Below are 17,837 nucleotides of genomic sequence, written 5' to 3'. Positions count from 1 at the left end.
CACCCCTTCAATGGGCCGCGGCTGCGGCAGTCAGGACCATGCTGTGCGGCGGACGGACCAAAAGTAAACCGGGGCCCGCGATCCGTACCGGCAGGTACGGGCCATGATCGCGGGCCACCGGCGTGTTCATCTTGCATGTGGCCGCAGCTTTGGCGCCCTTGCGTTCGAGGAGAGGCAACAGTCGTTTCCTCCCCGTAAGGCCACCTCCGGATGCGCATGCGTCCGTGCGGTCGCCATGTCACGCGCGGCACCCTATTGGAGGGCCCACGGATGGCCGACACCGTCGCTCCCGAGTTCGTCCGTTTCATCGAGACCGAACGCAGCGCAAAGCGCCTGCCACAGGCCGCGGCGCGAACGAAGATCGCCGAAGGCGATGTGTTCCCCACTGTGTTCGTCCCCGCCACGCGGCTCACGCCGCTGTTGCGCGTGGGGGCGGGTCGCGCCGCCGGTTTCTTCCGTGCGACGAAGAAGACTGAAGTCATCTGGGTCCAGGGTGACAGCGAGCTGGCCGTGGGATTCGCCGCAGTCGACGTGAAGCTGGCCGACGGTGCGCTGCAGGTCAGCATCCCGGTGCGTTGCGACCAGATCGGCAAGGGCACGGTCACCATGCTGTTCGTGGTCGGTTCGGCGGCCTCGCCTTCCGGACTGTATGCGGCCACCGCCAGCAGGCCGATCGGCCCCGAGCCGGTGGTGGCGATCTGGAGCGAGGCGCTGGTCGCATTCGCCTGGAACTGCCTGCTCGAACTGGTCGGCGGCATGGCCGCCGCGGTGGGCAAGGACCAGCGCGGCAACCTGCTGGTGCCGGTCGAGCTTTCGGCCCGCAAGCAGGGCATCGAGATCGTGCCGATGGCGCGGTTCCGGTTCTCCGGCACGAGTTCGCTGAAGAGCACGGCGGTGCGCTCGTGAGCCTGGGCAGCGGTGATTTCGGAGTCCTCGGCAACCTGGGCAAGGCGCTGGGCATATTCGATGCCGAGGGCGATCCCAACCAGGACTGGTTCGCCAACCCGGAACATTCGCTCAGGACCATCCTGGCCAGTCCCGCGCAACGCGAGGCCCTGATGGCCTTCGTCGATGAGGCGATGGGCGGCGCGGAGCGCAGCACAGACAACGGCCTGACCTGGTTGCCGCTGCTGCAGATCGAGGACCCGCCGCTGCAGGTGGCCGTGACCGTCGACGAACGACCGACGGAAGGCCTGCACATCGGCCTGGGCCTGCGTTGTTCGACCACCGACCCGGGCTCGGCCACCACGCTGGCGATCCCCCTGTTCCGCGCACAGAAGGAAGGAGGCTTGCCGGTCGAGCCCCTCCTGCTCGGCTCCAGCGGCGGACGCATCCGCCTGGGCAGCACGATCACGCTCGATGCCGCGCCGCCGGTGCCCGGCCAACCGCGGCTGGGCGGCGTGGGCCTGGAAATCGATCTGCCCACCTCGCCGTACGATCCCGCAGCGCCGGTGTTCGCGCTGTTGCTCCAGGGGCTGCAACTGCCGGGTGCACCGACCCCGCGCGACGTCCGCGTCTCGGCCGATGGCACCGATGCACTGGACGATGCCCTGCTCGACCTGGTGCTCTCGCTGGTCAAGGCGCAGGCCGATGCCGCCGCAGCCTCGCCCGAACTTTCGGCGCTTGCCGGCCTGCTCGGCCTGCGCGATGGCGACCAGGTTCCCGACTTCCCGATCACGACGCTGCCGGCGCGCGGCGCGCTGGCGATCGCCGACTGGATCCGCGGCATCCTCCTGGACACCGCTGCGCGTGCCGACTGGCTGGGCCACCTGGCCGGCCTGCTCGGTGGCAGCGTGGCCGCGGGTGCGGCGCGCTTCGATCTTGGGGGTGCGGCACAGCTGGAACTCGCCCTGCGCGTCGACAACGGGCCCAGCGGCAACCCGCGCCTGACCCCGTCGCTTTCGGTACTGCTCGGCACCGGCAATACCCGCGTGGAAGCACGCGCGGACCTGTTGCGCATCGACCTAGTCACGGGCCAGGCCACTGCCCTGCCCTCGCTGGGACTGTGGGCCGCCGCAGGCACGCCGGCCAGCCCGCTGCTGGACAGCACTGAAGCACGAGCCGAGACGCTGCGCCTGGGCTTCGCCCTGGATGGGGCGCGACGCCTCACCTTCGTGCTGGCAGCCGACGGCGTGCAGGTGCGCGGGACTTCCTACGGCACGCTCGACCTGAGCACGCCCGATGCGGTGATGGGGGCCGCCGGCGCCATCGTTTCCGATGCACTGGACGAGATCGCCGACGAGGTACTCGCCGGACTCGGCGACGCATTGGGCCTGGTCCGGCGCCTGACCGGCCTGTCGCCCCCTGCCGGGGTTCCAGCGATTTCCGCGCAGCAGCTGCTGGCCGATCCGCTTGCCGCCGTGGCCGATTACTGGCGTGCCCTGCTGGCCGTGCCCACCGCCGCTGCCAGCGTGCTCGAGGACCTGCGTCGCGCGATCGCCGATGCGGCGCAGGACGCGGTGCCATTGATCGGCGACGGCACCCGTGCCGCGCCCTGGCGCCTGTCCCTGGCCGGACCGCTGAACCTGGAGGTCTGGCGCGACGGTGACGTGCTGGTGGTCGACCTGGGTGTTGAAACCGTCGTCGCCAGCCTCGGTGCGGCCTCGACCGTGCAGTCGCGGATCGCGGCACGGCTGGCAAGGATCGACCTGGCCAATCGCGGCGTTGAACTGCTAGGCCAAGTGGAAGCGCTGCTGGCCACGCGTGCACAGGGCAGCACCCCGCTCGCGCGCCTGGCACTGGCCGACGGCCTGTCACTGGAGGCCGGCCATGCCGGCCTGCGCATGGCCTGGTCGCCGGCGGCCGGATTGTCGGTGGCGGCGGACGTGCCGGCGCTGGCCCTGCATCGGGATGCGACACAGTGGCCGATCCGGCTGCCGGCCATCGCCGCCGATGGCCGCGTGGATCTCGCGCCTGCCGACTGGGATGGCGTGGAGGCGCTCGCCGGCCAGCTGGGCCGCCTGGCGGGTGGCTTCACCGCCGAACTGGTCGCGGTACTGGGCTGGGATGGCCCGCCGGATGCATCCTCCGCCCAGCGGCTGCGTCTGCGAGACCTGGTCGATGACCCTGCCGCGGCGTTGCGCGCGTGGTTGCCCTCGCTGCTGGGCGGCGACCTGCGCGAACGCGCATTGGCCATCGCCGCCGACCTGTTCTCCGGCACCCCGGCATTGCCCGGTGTGCTCGCGGGTATCGGTCGTCCGGATGATCCGTACCGGATCGCGGTCGACCCGGCGCTGCCCGAGCTTGCGCTCTGGTTCGCTCCCGAGGGCATCGCATCCGCGGCGCCTTCGATCGACGACCTGCTCGATGGCTGGCAACCCGGACAGGCCGGGCTGCCGCCGGCCGTACTGCAGGCGGCATTGGTCGCACGTGCCGCGCTTTCCGCCGACCTGCGTGCGCTGCTGTACGGACGCGACGTTGAAGCCGCGCTGGCCGCGCTGCAGCAACGCTGGGCCGGTGGCGACGGGCGCATCGTCATGCCCGCGACCGCACCTGCAGGCGTGACCCTGCATACCGCGCCGCTGTCTGCGGTGCAGTTGCCTGGACGCATCAACCTGCCCGCGCTGCTGGGCCGTCCGCTGACCACCATCGTGCACGTGGCACTCGGCACCGATGCCTGGCCCGATGCCCCCGCCGGTCGACGCATCGACCTGTGCGGCAGCGGGCGCGATGCGTCGATGTTCACCTTGCCCGCTGCGGCCACGGGCGAGTGGTACGTGGCGCTGGGGACGCGCGCCGAATGCCGGGGAACCGGCGGCGGCGACGGTACCGCGGGGCAGGCTGAGCGGCTCGCACGCTGGCTCTCGACGCTGAGTGCGGTGGACAGCCAGGTCGTGGTGGTCGCCGTGGCGGGAGCGGGCCATGCCGCGCGCGTCGCTGCGCAGAAGCCCGAATGCGCTTGCGTGACCGCACTGGTCACCTTGGGTACGCCGCTGACGCCGGTCTCGCTCACTGCCCTGTCGATCCAGCCCACGGCCGATGCGCTGCGGCTGCTGCAACGCCTGCTGCCGGCACCTGACTCTGCCGACTCGGCCGAACTGCAACTGGGCCGCGGCCTGGTCCGCTCGATGATGGAACTGGCCGCCCTGCCCGATCCGGCCGACGACCTGGGCCTGCCCGATGTCCCCCCGCCGCCGCCGCGTGCCGGGCTGGATGTGCGCGCGATCTTCGGCGTCGTCGCGGAAGCGGATGTGGCGCGCGCACTCACCGCGATCGTCGCCGCCGGCCTGGGCGCGCGTACCCAGACAGCGTCCCCTGCCACCGCGATCCGCGCCGGCCTGCACTGGCCGCTACCGTCGGGCGCGGCTGGCACGCTGAACCTCAGCGGCGGCGCCCAGCTCGAGCTTGTCGGCAGCGACATGGCCGGCAATCCGCAACTGGCGCGGGCGCTCCACGTGCAGGTCCGGATCGACGATGCGATCGGCTGGATCGTCGCCACCGATGAGCTGGAACTGCGCGCGGTCTCGATCGCGCTGACCCTGCCGCTGGCGGGCGACCTGCCGGCGTCCGCGCGCGTGGTGCTGCACGACGCGCGCATCTATGGCCAGTCCTGGGAGGCGCTTGCCTGCGGCGGGCCGGCCGATGCGGTGGCCGCGGTCCTGCCGGAAGCGCGCGTGCTGCTGGCGGCTGCGATGCAGCGACTGACCCGCGACACCGCCAGCCAGGCATCACTGGCGCTGTCGCAGCTGCTGAAGGCGCTGGGCATCCTCGATGGCGCCTTCGGTCTGGTCGGCGACGCGCTCGACCAGTTCGTGCACGATCCGGCCGGCCTGGTCCGCCAGCGCATGGCCAGCGCAGGCAGCGAAGTCGCCGCTGCAGTGGCTTCGCTGCTGGGCCAGCGCGGCATCGGCATCGACCTGCCGGCGCGGCGCGTGTACGTGGAAGGCGAAGGTCGCGGCCGCTTCGACTGGTCACTGGATCTGTCGGCGGGCGCCGATGGCCCGGTAGGCCAGGCGCGACTGGGGTCGATCGACGTGCCGGTGACCGGCGGTCTGCAGTTGCAGCTCGACCTCGATCCATTCCGCGTCGCGCTGGACTGGCAATTGCCGGGCGGCGGCTCGGAAGCCGTCGAACTCTGGCCCCTGCCCGATCCGCAGGCACTGGCTCGAATGGCGGCGCGTGCCGCGCCCGGCCTGGCTGCGCAGGCAGCCGTGGAAACGATGCGCCGTGCCGATGTAGCTGTGCGGCCGGTGCTCGACAGCGCGCTGGACACGCTTGGCATGCTGGCCGGTGTTGCCAGCGATGCGCAGCGATCGTTGCGGCCGCTGGTCGGCATGTTCGCCGATCCGGTCGCGTGGCTGCGCGGCAGCGGCGCGCTGGCTACCGATCCGGTCCGGATCCAGGCGTTGCTCGATGCGTTGCGACCGCTCATGGGCTTGCCAGGCAGCGTGGGCCAGTCGCTGGCGCTGGCGCCGGGTGTCACGCTGGCCGTGGCCGCCGACAGCGGTGGCGCGCGCCTGGCCCTGGGTGTGGATTCCTCCTCGTGGAATGCCGCCCCAGCGGTAACCGGCCGGTTGGCCTGTGGCATCGGTGCCACGCTGGCCCTGTCTGCCGGCGCAGCACCACGCCTCGGCCTGGAAACCCGCATCGGCCTGTCCGGGGGGATTGGCGATCGCCAGTCGCTGGCCGTTGCACTTGGCGACAGTGGCCTGCGCGTGGCGCTGCGACCGGCCAGCGGTGCCGACATCGCCTTGCTGCCGTTCGCCGGCCTGGGCTCGCTGGTACAGACCGCGGCCGAATCGGTGTTGCCCTTCCTGCTCGACCGCATTGCCGGCCTGAACGGCACGCCCGGCGATCTGGTTCGCGCGGTTGGCGACGCACTCGCGCTGCGTCGCAATGCGAAGTTCGACGTCGATGCCTTGCGTGCGTGGGCGGCTGACCCGGCTGCGGCCCTGTCCGGGGCGATTCCCACCCTCACCGGCGGCGCACTGCAGGCCATCGCGCCGCTGCTCGACGACTTCCTGCCTGCGGCCGTGCAGGCCACGGCGATCCCGGCCCAGCTCGACGTCACCGTCTCCGGCGTCACCTTGGTCTGGCGTCCGGGCGAAGGTCGCATGCAGGTTCTGGCACCCTCGCTCGCCGTGCCCGGCATCGAAACGCTCGGCTTGAAGCTTGCGGTCAGTGCGGCCGGACTGGACGAACTCGCCGTCGCGGTCGGACCGGCACGGATCGACGCGGGCGGCGTGCTGCTGCGACCGTTCGCCAGCATTGCCGCCGGCAACGCACCGGCCGGTGGCCGCCGCGTGCTGCTCGGCCTTTCGGCCGACGACACGCATCATTTCGCCGCACGCTGGAACCTGGACGGCGGCAGCTTCGACGTAGTTGCCAGCGATGGCGTGCTCGCCGACGCGATCGCGACCACGGACCCGGCCCAGGTCGCTTTGCGCATCGTCGACGTGGTCGCCGACGTGGTCGCAGCGATGGCCATGGCCCAGCAGCCGGTGCAGGACCTGCTCGACACGTCGTTCGGCTCGGCCGCCGGCTCGGATGTGCGCAGGCTGCTGCAGGGCGTGCTGCTGGACGATGCCGATCCGGGCCAGCTCATCGACGGCCTGTTCGATCCGGAGGCTCTGCTCGAACGCGTCCAGCGCCTGTTCCGGAATATTGCCGGCGCCGCATTCGAGATCGATGCCGGCGACCTCAAGCTGGCCATCACCAGCTCCGGCGATGGAACGATCGGCCTGCAGGTCGGCATCGACAACCGCTTCGCCCTGGTCGAGGGCGATGTCTGCCTCTGGCTGGAGAACGATGCCGACTGGATCGAGGATGGCAGCAGCGACCCGGGCGGCGGCGTGTTCGTGGGCCTGATGAAGACCGGACCGCTGGCGTTCACCCCCAGCCTCGCGGTGCGCGGCGTCGGCCTGCGTGTTGGCAAGTCCAGCGGACCGTTGCTGGATGCAGGGATCAGCATCGGTTCGGTGGCGCTGCATGTGTTCGCAAATGTCGATGGCGACACCGCGCCCGACCTCGGCCTGCAACTGCAGTTCTCGGAGCTGGCCGTCGCCACCTCCGGCGCACAGGGCGACAACGGCGTCGCCCAGGGAATCATGCGCGACACCGGCCCGACGCCACCCAAGCCTGCGTTCTCGCCGGCGCTGGCGATCCAGTCGCACGACGGCGGCCCGGTCAACGTGTCGCTTTCGGCCGGCGATGGCGCCGGCCCCTGGTGGATCGGCATCCGACGCGGCTTCGGTCCGCTGTACCTGGAACAGATCGGCTTCGGCGCCACCTCGCTCAACGGGCGCCTGGAGCGCATCTCGCTGCTGATGGACGGCTCGGTGTCCATGTTCGGCCTGACCTGCACGGTCGACGACCTGCAGATCACCTACTTCGCCGGCAACGACGATTTCTTCAACCCCGCCAACTGGCAGGTCGACCTCGCCGGGCTGGCGGTATCGGCCGACATGGCCGGCGTGTCGCTGGCCGGTGGCCTGCTCAAGCAGACCACGCCGAAGGGCACCGAGTACCTGGGCATGCTGCTGGGCCGTTTCGCGGTCTACGGGCTGACCGTGTACGGCGGCTATGGCGAAGGCGAACAGGACGGACAGAAGTTCACCGCATTCTTCGCCATCGGCGCGGTCAACGGGCCGATCGGCGGCCCGCCGGCGTTCTTCCTCACCGGCATCGGTGGGGGCTTCGGCATCAACCGCCAGCTGCGGTTGCCATCGGACCTGGCCCAGTTCGGCGACTATCCGCTGATCCAGGCGCTGGACATCGCCGCGTCGCCCAGCGACCCCATGACCCAGCTGCGCGAGCTCGGCAGCTACTTCCCGATGCAGCGCGGCACGTTCTGGTTCGCCGCGGGCATGTCCTTCAACAGCTTCGCGCTGGTGGATGGCATCGCCGTGGTCGGTGTCCAGATCGGCGATGGACTGGACATCAACCTGCTCGGCCTGGCGCGCATGGCCTTGCCGCGTCCGCAGGCTGCGCTGGTCTCGATCGAGTTGGCGCTGATGGTGCGCTTCTCCAGCAGCGAAGGCGTGCTCTGGGTGCAGGGCCAGCTCACCGACAACTCCTGGCTGCTGTACGAGGACGTCAAGATCACCGGCGGGTTCGCCTACGTGATCTGGTTCAAGGGCGAGCGCGCCGGCGAGTTCGTGCTGTCCCTGGGCGGCTACCATCCCGACTTCAACCGCGACGGCTATCCGGTGGTGCCGCGGCTGGGCCTGCGCTGGAGCATCGGCAGCAACATCGTCATCAAGGCCGGTACCTACTTCGCGCTGACTTCCGAAGCGCTGATGGCCGGTGGCGATTTCGAGGTCTCCGCCCGCTTCGGCCCGGCATGGGCGGAGGTGAAGTTCGGTGCGCACGGCATCGTGTTCTTCGATCCGTTCCACTACGACGTGAGCGCCTACGCGCGGATCGCGGCGGGCGTGACCATCGACACGTGGCTGTTCGGCGAAATCACCTTCTCGATCAACATCGGGGCGCGCATCCACGTGCTGGGCCCGGATTTCCGCGGCAGCGCGACCTTCGAGATCGGGCCGATCGAGCTTACGGTCAGGTTCGGCGGCAGCGAGAAGGCCGACCGCAACCTGCTCGGCGCCGACGCGTTCATCGGCAAGTACCTGGAAGCGGCCGACAACGGCAAGGCCCGCCCGCATGCGGTGATGGTCAACACCGGCGCCCTGCCGGCGCGTGGCGAGGATTCCACGCCGGACGGCTCGGCGTCGCGGCCGTTCGTCGTGGTCAACGAGTTTTCGATGAGTTTCACCACCACCGTGCCCGCCACTGGCGTCGCGCGCACCCAGCCACGCCCGGGGCAGCAGGCCAGCACATCCCATCCACCCAGTGCCGCCCTCGGCGTCGCACCCATGGGCGCGGCGATGACGGCTTCGACGATTGGCCTGGCGTGGCGGGCCGATGGCGCGGACCGACCATTCCCGTTCCGCGACAGTGCACGCCCGCACGGCAGTTTCCCCATGGGCATCTGGGGCCCGGAGCAGGATCCGAACGCGCGCAAGGTGCCCAAGGGCGAGATGGTCAAGGCGCTCAACGAACTTGACCTGGTGTGCAGTGCCGAACCCAGCGGCGGCGGTCCGCAGATCGCCTACCACCAGGTGGAGATCGGCAAGCGCAAGCCGCTGCCCTTCAGTCGCCGCCCGGCCGCGATCAGTGCGCAGCTGGCGGCGGCGCAATCGGTCGCGGCACTGGTGCAGCAGCCCGGCACCACCGCCGCGGCATTTGCCGTTGCCCGCGACTATCTCGCACGCACCGCCACGCCCACCGCGCTGGCCGCGCTGCGTGGCGAACGGCAGTCGCCGCCGCGCGTCGGTGCGCTGACCGAGGGCCTGGAGATCGCGCAGGCCACGACCGTGCCCGCGCCCGCATCGCCACCGGCGGTAGCCGATTACGACCACTTCATCGATGCCCCGGTGGTCGTCGGCCTGCTCGACGGCGTGACGGTTGGCGTGTCGGTCGCGCCCAGGACACGCACGAGCGTCAAGGGATCGGAGCGCGGCTGGCGCATCGCACCGCCCACCCTGGCAGCGGTCGACGCCGGTCGCAGCCGTTCGATCGCCGCGCGACTGACGGTGGTCGATACGCCCGCGCTTGCGAGCCGCAATGGAACCGTGCTCGCGGCCAACACGCTGCCGCCCACCGCGATCGCACACGCGGCCAGCGCCAGCGTGGCCCGCCAGGGCTCGGCGCAAAGCGACGCGTTGACCGGCTTTGCCGCTGCGATGAGCACCCGGGCCGCGGTCGTGCGCCCCCGGAACCGGCGCGCTGCCGCCGCCTCGGGAGCCACCCTGGCCGCGGGACAGACCGTGATCCTCAAATTGCCGAATGCCCGCGCCGATGTCGCCAGCAACGCCGAGCGTCCCCGGCTCGTGGTCTCAGGCATGCCCGCTCGCGTGGTCCTGCTGGCGCATGGCGGCCGTTGGCTGGCCGACCGGCAGGTCGGGCCGGGACAGGACGCGGCGTCGCTGGAACTGCCGGTGGGAACCGAACGGATCATCGCGATCGGCCAGGGCAGCATGGACGCGGGCGCTGTCGCCGCACGCGGCCTGTCCGGCTGGCACGCCGGCATGCAGCTGCCTTATGCGGGCTGGTCCACGGCGGTCGCTCCGGGGTGCGTCGTGCGCGCACGCGGCCAGCGCCTCGCCCTGCATGGCGAACGCCAGGACGCCGGATGGGTCGGCGGCGCCGAGCTCGTGCGAGGCACCGGCACGGTGGCCACCACCTTCAGCGGCGCGCCACGCATGCTGCTCGTGGCGCTGGACGATCCGGCCGTGGCCGGCGATCCCTCCGCTGCGCGCCAGCTGCTGCTGGGCCTGGACGGCGCGGTGCGGGTGCGTGATGGGGCGAGCGACCGGCCGCCGGTGCTGCTGGTGATGGACAACCGCAGCGTGCTGGCCTACGACATCGTCGCCGACGGCGACCGGCCAGTGGTGGTGACCATCGCCAGCGACGACGACTGGTCGCTGGTCGGGGTGATGGCTTCGCCGGACCTGGATGCGAAGTCGGCGATCGCCATGATCGCTGCGCGCGGCCTGGACGCGGTCGTGGCGCCCTTCGCGCCTGCCTCCATTGCGGGCAACGCTGCTTCGAGCCTGCTGGCATGGCAGGGACCGGTGCGCGACCGGCAGACGCGGATCGCGGCAAGGGCCCAGGCCGGACGCCCGTTTGAAAGCGGAGCCACGAAAGAACCCGCCGCGAAGAAGCCGTCCCGCGCGTCCCCGAAGAAATCCCCCGAACCCGCACGCACGCGGCACGGCAACGCACGCAAGAATGGAGCGCCCCGCTGATGCCCCCGAATACCGGCCACTTCATCCTGCACTCCAACGTGATGCCGCGGATCACCGCAGGCCGCTACCAGCTGTCGACGCGGCAGACCGGCCAGCCCTTCGAGGTCGAACCGGAGATCACCCACATCCAGGTTTCGTCGCCGCGCTTCACCATGCCGACCGACCAGGTCCTGTCGAGCTTCCCACCGGCCAATGCCGAGGGCGCATTCGGCGAGAGGCTGCCGCAGATCGTGCTCAAGCGCCGCACCCTGCCCTGGGAGCGCAACCCCGCCGGCGGCCTGGAGCCATCGCAAACACCCTGGCTGGCGCTGGTGGTGGTGGCCGAGGGCGAGGCCGAACTGTCGACCGCGACGCGCGTGGCCGACTGCGTGACGCCCGGCACTTCGCTGTCGCATCCGGAAGATCGCGATGTCGAGCAGGGCCTGTACCTGGCGGTCACCGAAACGGTGGTGCGCAAGATATTTCCCTGCCGCGAGGACCTGCCGCTCCTAGCCCACGTGCGCGAGGTGGACGTCAACGACACCGAGCTGGCCAATGGCGACGACGATGGCTGGCTCGCCGTGATCCTGGCCAACCGTCTGCCCGTGTTCGACCACGCCAACGGCAAGGCGGTGCGTTACATGGCCTGCCTGGTCAACCTGGAAGGCCAGCTCGACGCCCTGCCGCCGCCGCAGACCATCGCCGACAGTTTCGTGTTCGAACTGGCCCAGGACTGGTCGGTGCTGGCGAACCTGGAAGCGCGCAGTCCGGACCTGCGCGTACTGGGTGGACTACCGATGCCGCAACCGCTGCGCACGCCGCGCGACACCCCGGTGGCCGCCGCAGTCTCCGCCCCCACGGCCAAGGCCTCGCCGATGGGGCCCGCGCTCGACGGCATGGCTTCGATCCGGGACGTACCGGTGACCCGCCAGTGGTCGCCCGTGACCGCGCAGGTGACCGCGGCCGCGCGCGAGCCCGATGCCAAGGTGCTGGTCCGCGACACCATGGCCAAGGGTTTCCGCCTGCCGATCGAGCTGTACGCCCGGGAGAAGACCCTGCGTTTCCCGGTGCTGTCGCACTGGTCGTTCACCACCGCTGGCGAAGTGGACTTCGAGAACCTGATGAAGGATCTGGACGTCGGCCTGCTCGGCACGCTGCCCGAGGCTCCAGCCCCGGCGGCGACGGTGCCGGAAGTGGTGCAGACCGGGCACATCGGCCTGGACCACCGCACCCGCCGCGGCGATCCGGTCCGCGCCTGGTACCGCGGCCCGTGCGTGCCCTTCCCCACTGCGCGCAATGGCGATGCCGCCACGACGGCCGCGGCACTGGCGCATTCGGCCGACCAGTTGCGGCGTGTGATCCCCGACGGCCGAGAAGACCTCGGCCTTGCGGCGGCATTCGAGATCGGCCGACTGATGGCGCTGTCACAGCTGTCGGTGGTATCGGCGCTGCTGCGGTTCCGTGCCGAGCAGTTCGGTGCGGGCCGGGTCCGCGAGCTGCTGGCCGGACTGGTCGGCTTCGAACTGCCGACCTTGGGCGCGGCGCGGGTGGACCTGGGACGCTTCGTCGCCCTGCACGCACTCACGAATTTCACCCGCGACCCGGGCACCACGTTCGGCCTGCGCCGCCCTGTCGCCGATCCGGGCCGACCGTTGCGGATTTCGGGCGATCTCGACGCGGTGATCGCCGAAGGCCTGGGGCTGGACTTGTCCGCCGTGCGCAAGCAGGCCGACAGCATCGGTGTGATCGCGGCGCTGGGAAGCACGACGGCGCCACTGGCCAGTCCCGGCCGGCCGCCATCGGACAAGGTCATGCTGCCGGCCCTGCAGGCCGCGCTGCGCGGCGAGCTGCAGCGCACGCTGGAAGTCGCCGCGCCGAAGAAAGCCGTCCAGCGCGACACGCGTGCCCGCTCGGGCGCCGCCTCGAGAACCCCGGTGCGCGACGCGCTGGACGAACTGCTGGACAGCCTCGCCGCGGATGAGCGGGTCGGCGACGAAGACGGGGAGGAAACGCCATGAAGTCCGCCATCAACGCGCAGGTGGCGCTCAAAGCCGCCCTCAAGGCCACGCAATACGCCGACCTGGTCACCGATCACGATCCGGACGATGGCAACCATGTCGTGCCGGGTGAACTGCGCCGTTTCCTGGCCCGGCTGCGCCTGCTGCACGGCGTCCCCTTCAGTTACCTGGTCCCGGACGCGGACCTGCTGCCGCTGGAATCGATCCGCTTCTTCCACCTGGACCGGGCCTGGACCGATGCACTGGTCCAGGGTGCGCTGAGCGTGGGGACCATCACCAGCACCGACCGCGCCCAGCTCGAAGCGGTCTATCCGCATATCCGCGACGAGGTGGATGAAGCCGAGCGCAACATCCGGCGCCCGGCGCGCGAGGACCTGCTCAAGGCAGGCGGAGGTGCGATCACCGGCTTCGTCATGCGTTCGCGCCTGGTGTCCGGATGGCCCAACCTGCACGTGCGCGCCTATTCGGTGGACTCGCTGCCGGACAACGCGCTGACCACGCAGGCCGAATCGAGCCCGTACCGGATGAAGGTGCTACGCCTGGAGCGGCTCGCCCCCTCGGTCCTGCTGGTCCTGTTCGATGGCGTGCCGGCGGTGGTGCACATCGAGGAACCCCGCCAGGGGCTGCAGTTCGGCGTGCGCACCACGCGCAACAGCCAGGGCAGCAGCCAGGCGCGCCTGCCGGTGCGCGACTGCGCCAACGGCAATGGCGTACCGCCCCTCGATGCGATGGTGGACGCCAACTCGGTGGCCGTGCCGTTCCGCGCGAACGCGCCGGGCGTGATCAACATCCACGAGCTGCGCAAGCGCCTGGCCATCAAGGCGCCCCATTCGGGGGGGTCGCTGGAATCGAACGAGTTCGCGCTGCAGATGCTGCGTTTCCCGTATCGCCAGGTGTTCGGCGACCCGGACAACAAGGAGCAGCAGCGGTTCTACCCGCTGGACCAGTTCAAGGTGACGCTGGCGCTGGACACATGGAAGACGCAACTGGCCGGCAAGCTCGACGGAGGTCCCTGATGGCTACCCGGATCCGCAAGGGAGACACCGCCGTGCCGCCGGCCGGTGCGGCCGCCAATCCGAACGCCGCGACCCGCGAACTGTTGCGAGGCAAGCGTTTCCTCGCCGCCGACCGCGCCGCCATCGACCTGGGCGAGATCGCGACATGGGACAGGTACCTGCTGCGCGAGCGGCGCCTGCTCGCGCCGATCGACGTGCAAGCCTTGTACGTCCCGCCCGGCGGCAGCGAGCCGATGGTGCGGTTGCCGATGCTGGTGGCCGGCGCTGGCGGGCATGCAGTGCAGGACGTCGAGGACGGCATGCCCGACCCGTTCGACCCGGGCCAGCCGCGACCGGCCGGCGTGCACCTGCACTGGGCCATGCCCGACGCACTGCTGCGTGGCGAAATGAAGTCCGCCGCCGATGGCGCGCCGAACCGCCTCGCCCTGCCGCCGCTGCCCGACCGCTGGATCGTACTGAGGCTGCTGTTGCCTTCGGGAGCCGCGAAGCCGGTGGTGACCGGCTGGGTCCTGGAGGCCGATCGCGCGATCGCCGTGCCGCTGGCGCAATGGACCGAAGATGGCGCCGCATCGGCCAGCGCGACCCCGGCGGGCACTGCGATCGACGCCGACGCGCTGACCGGCACCGTCGGTGGCGCGGTCAGCTGGTCGGGCGTGTACGACGCCGTGCTCAACCGCTTCGCCTTCCACGATCCGCTCGACGACGTGGATGCGCTGGCGCGACCTGGCGTGGAAGAGGACTGCGCGAGCTACGTCGTGGCCGGCTGGTGGAGCGATCCGGGCCGCGACCCGCTCGACGCGGCGCGCAGCAAGGCCAGCCTGCATGAACTGCTCGAGCGCATGCGCTGGCGGCTGCTCTACGAATGGGGCGACGAGACCGCCGAGCGCAGTCGCCAGCAGGCGCAGGACGACTTGCGCAAGGCGCTCGGCCTGACCAGCGCCGCGCGCACCGATGCCCCGCGTCCAGCGAAGAAGACGGCGCGACAGGCACGCGCCGCCGCGCAGTCGGCCAAGGCCACGGCCTATGTGCCGCTGGACAAGACCGTGCTTGCGTTACAGCCGAATCTTTCCGCCTCGGTGTTCGCGGCCGATGCCGTCCAACGCTTCGTCGCGCCAGCCTGGCAGCTTCGCTCCTGCCTGCTGCATGGCGTGATCCATGGCGTGCCGGTGCGCGGCGAACCTGCAGTGGACAGACGCCCGGACAGCCGCACCCTGGAAGTTTCCCTGGGCTTGCAGGAGGACGACCTGCTGGCCGCGCTCGCAGTCCCCGGAAGCGCGGGCATCGAAGCGCGTCGTGCCGCAGACCGGCTGCTGACCGCATTCACCGCGCAGAAGGTCGATCGGCTCGGCGCCGCCGATGGCGCGGTCGAACTGGAGGAATACGAGCATGGCGTCGCCTTCGCCTCGTTGCCCGCCGGCTCCGCGGGTAACGACCGCTACCTCAAGCGCGTGCAGACCGGCGGCGTCGGCGGCCTGGCGCTGGGGCGCAAGCGCGGCATCGAGGTCGCCGCGCGCCAGAAGAGCAAGACCGGTGCATCCGCCGCGCAATCGCCGCTGCTGCAGGCGCAGACGCATTTCTCCGTGCATGCGCGGCCCTCGCTGATGATCGCCAGCGAAGCGGCGATCGGTGACCTCGCCCGATCCCGCGTCGGCGACGTACTGACCCCCACCGAAGCACGCGTGGTCGACCGCCCGGCCCCGCGCCACGCCTTCCCCACCGAACCGATGGTCGCCGTGCGCGGCGCCAGTCGCAGCCTGCGCCATGGCAATGACGGGCGCTTCTCCGCGGACGGCAAGCTGACCTGCCGCTGGCCGAGCCACGTCGTCTCGTCCATCGATGGCGTCATCGCCAGCGACCGTTTCATCGCCTCGCTGGGCAACGGTTCGATCCCCGCCGAAGTCCTCGGCCTGGCCCGCGAAGCGCTGCTGCACGACCCGTACCACGACGAGTGGATCGCCGCGGCGCTGGCACCGGCCGGAAGCAGCCGCACCGCATTGCTGAAACGACTGAAGGCCGAATCGGTGCTGCGCTATGGCCGCGATGGCACCTACGACGGTGCGACGGTCGCCTTCGATCCGGTGCTTGCGCGGGCCACGCCGGCGCGCGCGATGGCCGCCCGCCAGCAGGTCCGCGCCGGTGCCTGGCAGCAGCAGAAGCGGGTCGCCGACGAAATGCGCCGCTTCTCGCTGTTCAAGGGCGCCGACCCGGATCCGGTCGGCGTCACCACCTGGGCCCAGCCGTGGATTCCGATGTGGCTGGAATGGGAAGTGAAGGTCGAGGGACTGGATCCGCCCAGCCTGGAGGCCTGGACGCTGGGCGCGGTCGACTTCGAGAACGCCACCGTGACCATTGCCGGCGGCACCGCCCAGGTGCGCGGGCGAGCGCAACTGGCCACCGGCGCGGCAAAGACCCTGCACGACGCCATCGACGACTGGCTGCGCAAGGAGGACGCGCTGGACGCCGCCGAAGCCGGCCTGGTCGACGAGGACGTGGAAGACAGCTATCGCATCCTGGCCGATGCGGTGGAAGGGCTGGACGTGGTGACGGCCACCCTGGATGGCCTGCGCCACCAGTTGCTCGGCCTGGAATCCACCGATGGCCTGCGCAGGCCCGCGATGCCCGGGGGCGTCGCCGAACCGGCTCCCGTGGCGCCGCCACGCGGCCTGCTGGCCGGCACCCTGGCCCTGACCCGCGCGCGCCTGCTCGATGCATTCGGGCGCACGCTGGAAGTCCCGGTCGATGCGGTACGCACGCCGGCGCGCGCCGCGTTCGATGATCGTCCGGACGTGCTGGCCATGCCACCGCGCCTGTTGCGACCGGCCCGCTGGCAGTTCCGCCTGGTCGATGCCGCGACGCCTGCCGGTGCCGAGGGCATCGAGGCGCGGGTGGACCAGATCGAACCGGCGTTGCAGGTCAGCCCGGTGGCCGGTTTCCTGATGCCCGACCACCTGGACGAAAGCCTGGAGTTGTTCGATGCCGGCGGTGCGCCGGTCGGCGAGCTGCTGCACGAGCCTGGCAGCGGTGGCGTGATGTGGGAGATCGCCGCGGGCCGCGAAGGTCCGGCCGACGCCGGGCCGCATTACGGGCTGGCCCCGGCGCAGAGAGCGCTGGGCGACTTCGCCGCCGCACTGGTGGCCGCCGACGCCGCAGCGCGCCAGGGCGCCGCGCTGGATCCGGATGGTCCGGGCGAGAGTGCGCTCTCGGCGATGCTGCGCGCGGTCGACACCACGCTGTGGTCGGTCGACAGCTTCGCTTCGCTCGGCAGCGAACACGTGGCCGGACTGGTCGGGCGACCGCTGGCGATGGTCCGCGCGCAGTTGCGGCTCGAGCTGCGCCCTCCCGAGGACATCGACCTTTCCGATCCGCAGTGGGCCGAAGCCTGGCGCCAGGCCGAGCGCGACGCGGCCAGGTACGCGTTCCCGGTCAGGATCGGCGAGATCACCCGCAGCGACGACGGCGTACTGGGCTTCTTCGTCGATGACGACTATTCGCGCTTCCGCCTCGTCGACAAGGCGATTGCCGGGGCCGCCACCGAGTCCGGTCGCAGTCGCGGCCAACTGGGGCTGTACCCGCCGGCGCCGGGAATGCCCGCCAACGATGCGCTGGTCCATCCCTACATCGCCGGCAGCGACGATGCGGACACCTTGCACCTGCACCTCGGCCAGCAGGTGACGCTGACCATGCTGATGCATCCCGCGGGCAAGGCCACGCTCACCTCGGGCCTGCTGCCGCGCAAGCAGCTGGCGCTGGCACGCGACTGGGTCGGCCCCGGCCTGACCGCGCTCGCGCCATCGCTCAGGACCGGGCCGGTGCTGGTCGAAACCGACCTGGCCAGCGAAGGCCAGGTGCGCCTGCCCAAGGTGTCGGTTTTCGGCAAGGACCAGAACTTCCTGTGGCGGGATACGCCTGCCACGTGGCGCACCGACGCCATCCTGGCCGCGACCCAGACGGCGCTGCTGCCCGACAGTCCGGCCGAGCTCCGCGAGGGCTGGATCCGGGTCGCACCGGACCGTCCCGAAGGCACGTCCTGACCTCCCGCATCGCCATCGACATCCAAACCGTCGTAGAGGCTTCCA

The 17,837-nt window shown here is 71.0% G+C and carries 5 protein-coding genes; all 5 read left to right on the top strand.

Annotated elements, in window-relative coordinates:
- Positions 1-270 precede the first annotated feature (270 nt).
- The 5 genes from CSC65_RS10125 to CSC65_RS10105 are packed head-to-tail and all read left to right on the top strand — an operon-like array spanning position 271 to position 17,792.
- A complete protein-coding gene (locus CSC65_RS10125) occupies positions 271-906 on the top strand; it encodes a hypothetical protein (RefSeq protein WP_162410454.1) in 636 nt (211 codons plus the stop codon).
- Positions 903-10,748 carry a DUF6603 domain-containing protein gene (locus CSC65_RS10120; RefSeq protein ID WP_162410453.1) on the top strand — a complete coding sequence of 3,282 codons (9,846 nt, stop codon included), beginning with the start codon at positions 903-905 and terminating at the stop codon, positions 10,746-10,748. The genes CSC65_RS10125 and CSC65_RS10120 overlap by 4 nt, the downstream gene beginning before the upstream one ends.
- Positions 10,748-12,745: a hypothetical protein gene (locus CSC65_RS10115; protein WP_162410452.1), complete on the top strand. Its 1,998-nt coding sequence runs from the start codon at positions 10,748-10,750 to the stop codon at positions 12,743-12,745. The genes CSC65_RS10120 and CSC65_RS10115 overlap by 1 nt, the downstream gene beginning before the upstream one ends.
- On the top strand, positions 12,742-13,761 hold the full coding sequence (locus tag CSC65_RS10110) for a hypothetical protein (protein ID WP_162410451.1): 1,020 nt from the start codon (positions 12,742-12,744) through the stop codon (positions 13,759-13,761). Before CSC65_RS10115 ends, CSC65_RS10110 begins: the two co-directional genes overlap by 4 nt.
- Positions 13,761-17,792, top strand: a complete 4,032-nt coding sequence (locus CSC65_RS10105; RefSeq protein WP_162410450.1) for a hypothetical protein — start codon at positions 13,761-13,763, stop codon at positions 17,790-17,792. Before CSC65_RS10110 ends, CSC65_RS10105 begins: the two co-directional genes overlap by 1 nt.
- Positions 17,793-17,837: the final 45 nt, after the last annotated feature.

The organism is Pseudoxanthomonas daejeonensis, assembly GCF_010093205.1.
GTDB classification, from domain to species: Bacteria; Pseudomonadota; Gammaproteobacteria; order Xanthomonadales; family Xanthomonadaceae; genus Pseudoxanthomonas; species Pseudoxanthomonas daejeonensis.
This window is presented reverse-complemented; position numbering and strand designations above follow the sequence as displayed.

Excerpts from the sequence above, each read along its gene's own strand:
- CSC65_RS10105 (WP_162410450.1), top strand. The coding sequence starts at position 13,761 with ATGGCTACCCGGATCCGCAAGGGAGACACCGCCGTGCCGCCGGCCGGT.
- CSC65_RS10125 (WP_162410454.1), top strand. The coding sequence starts at position 271 with ATGGCCGACACCGTCGCTCCCGAGTTCGTCCGTTTCATCGAGACCGAA.
- CSC65_RS10110 (WP_162410451.1), top strand. The coding sequence starts at position 12,742 with ATGAAGTCCGCCATCAACGCGCAGGTGGCGCTCAAAGCCGCCCTCAAG.
- CSC65_RS10115 (WP_162410452.1), top strand. The coding sequence starts at position 10,748 with ATGCCCCCGAATACCGGCCACTTCATCCTGCACTCCAACGTGATGCCG.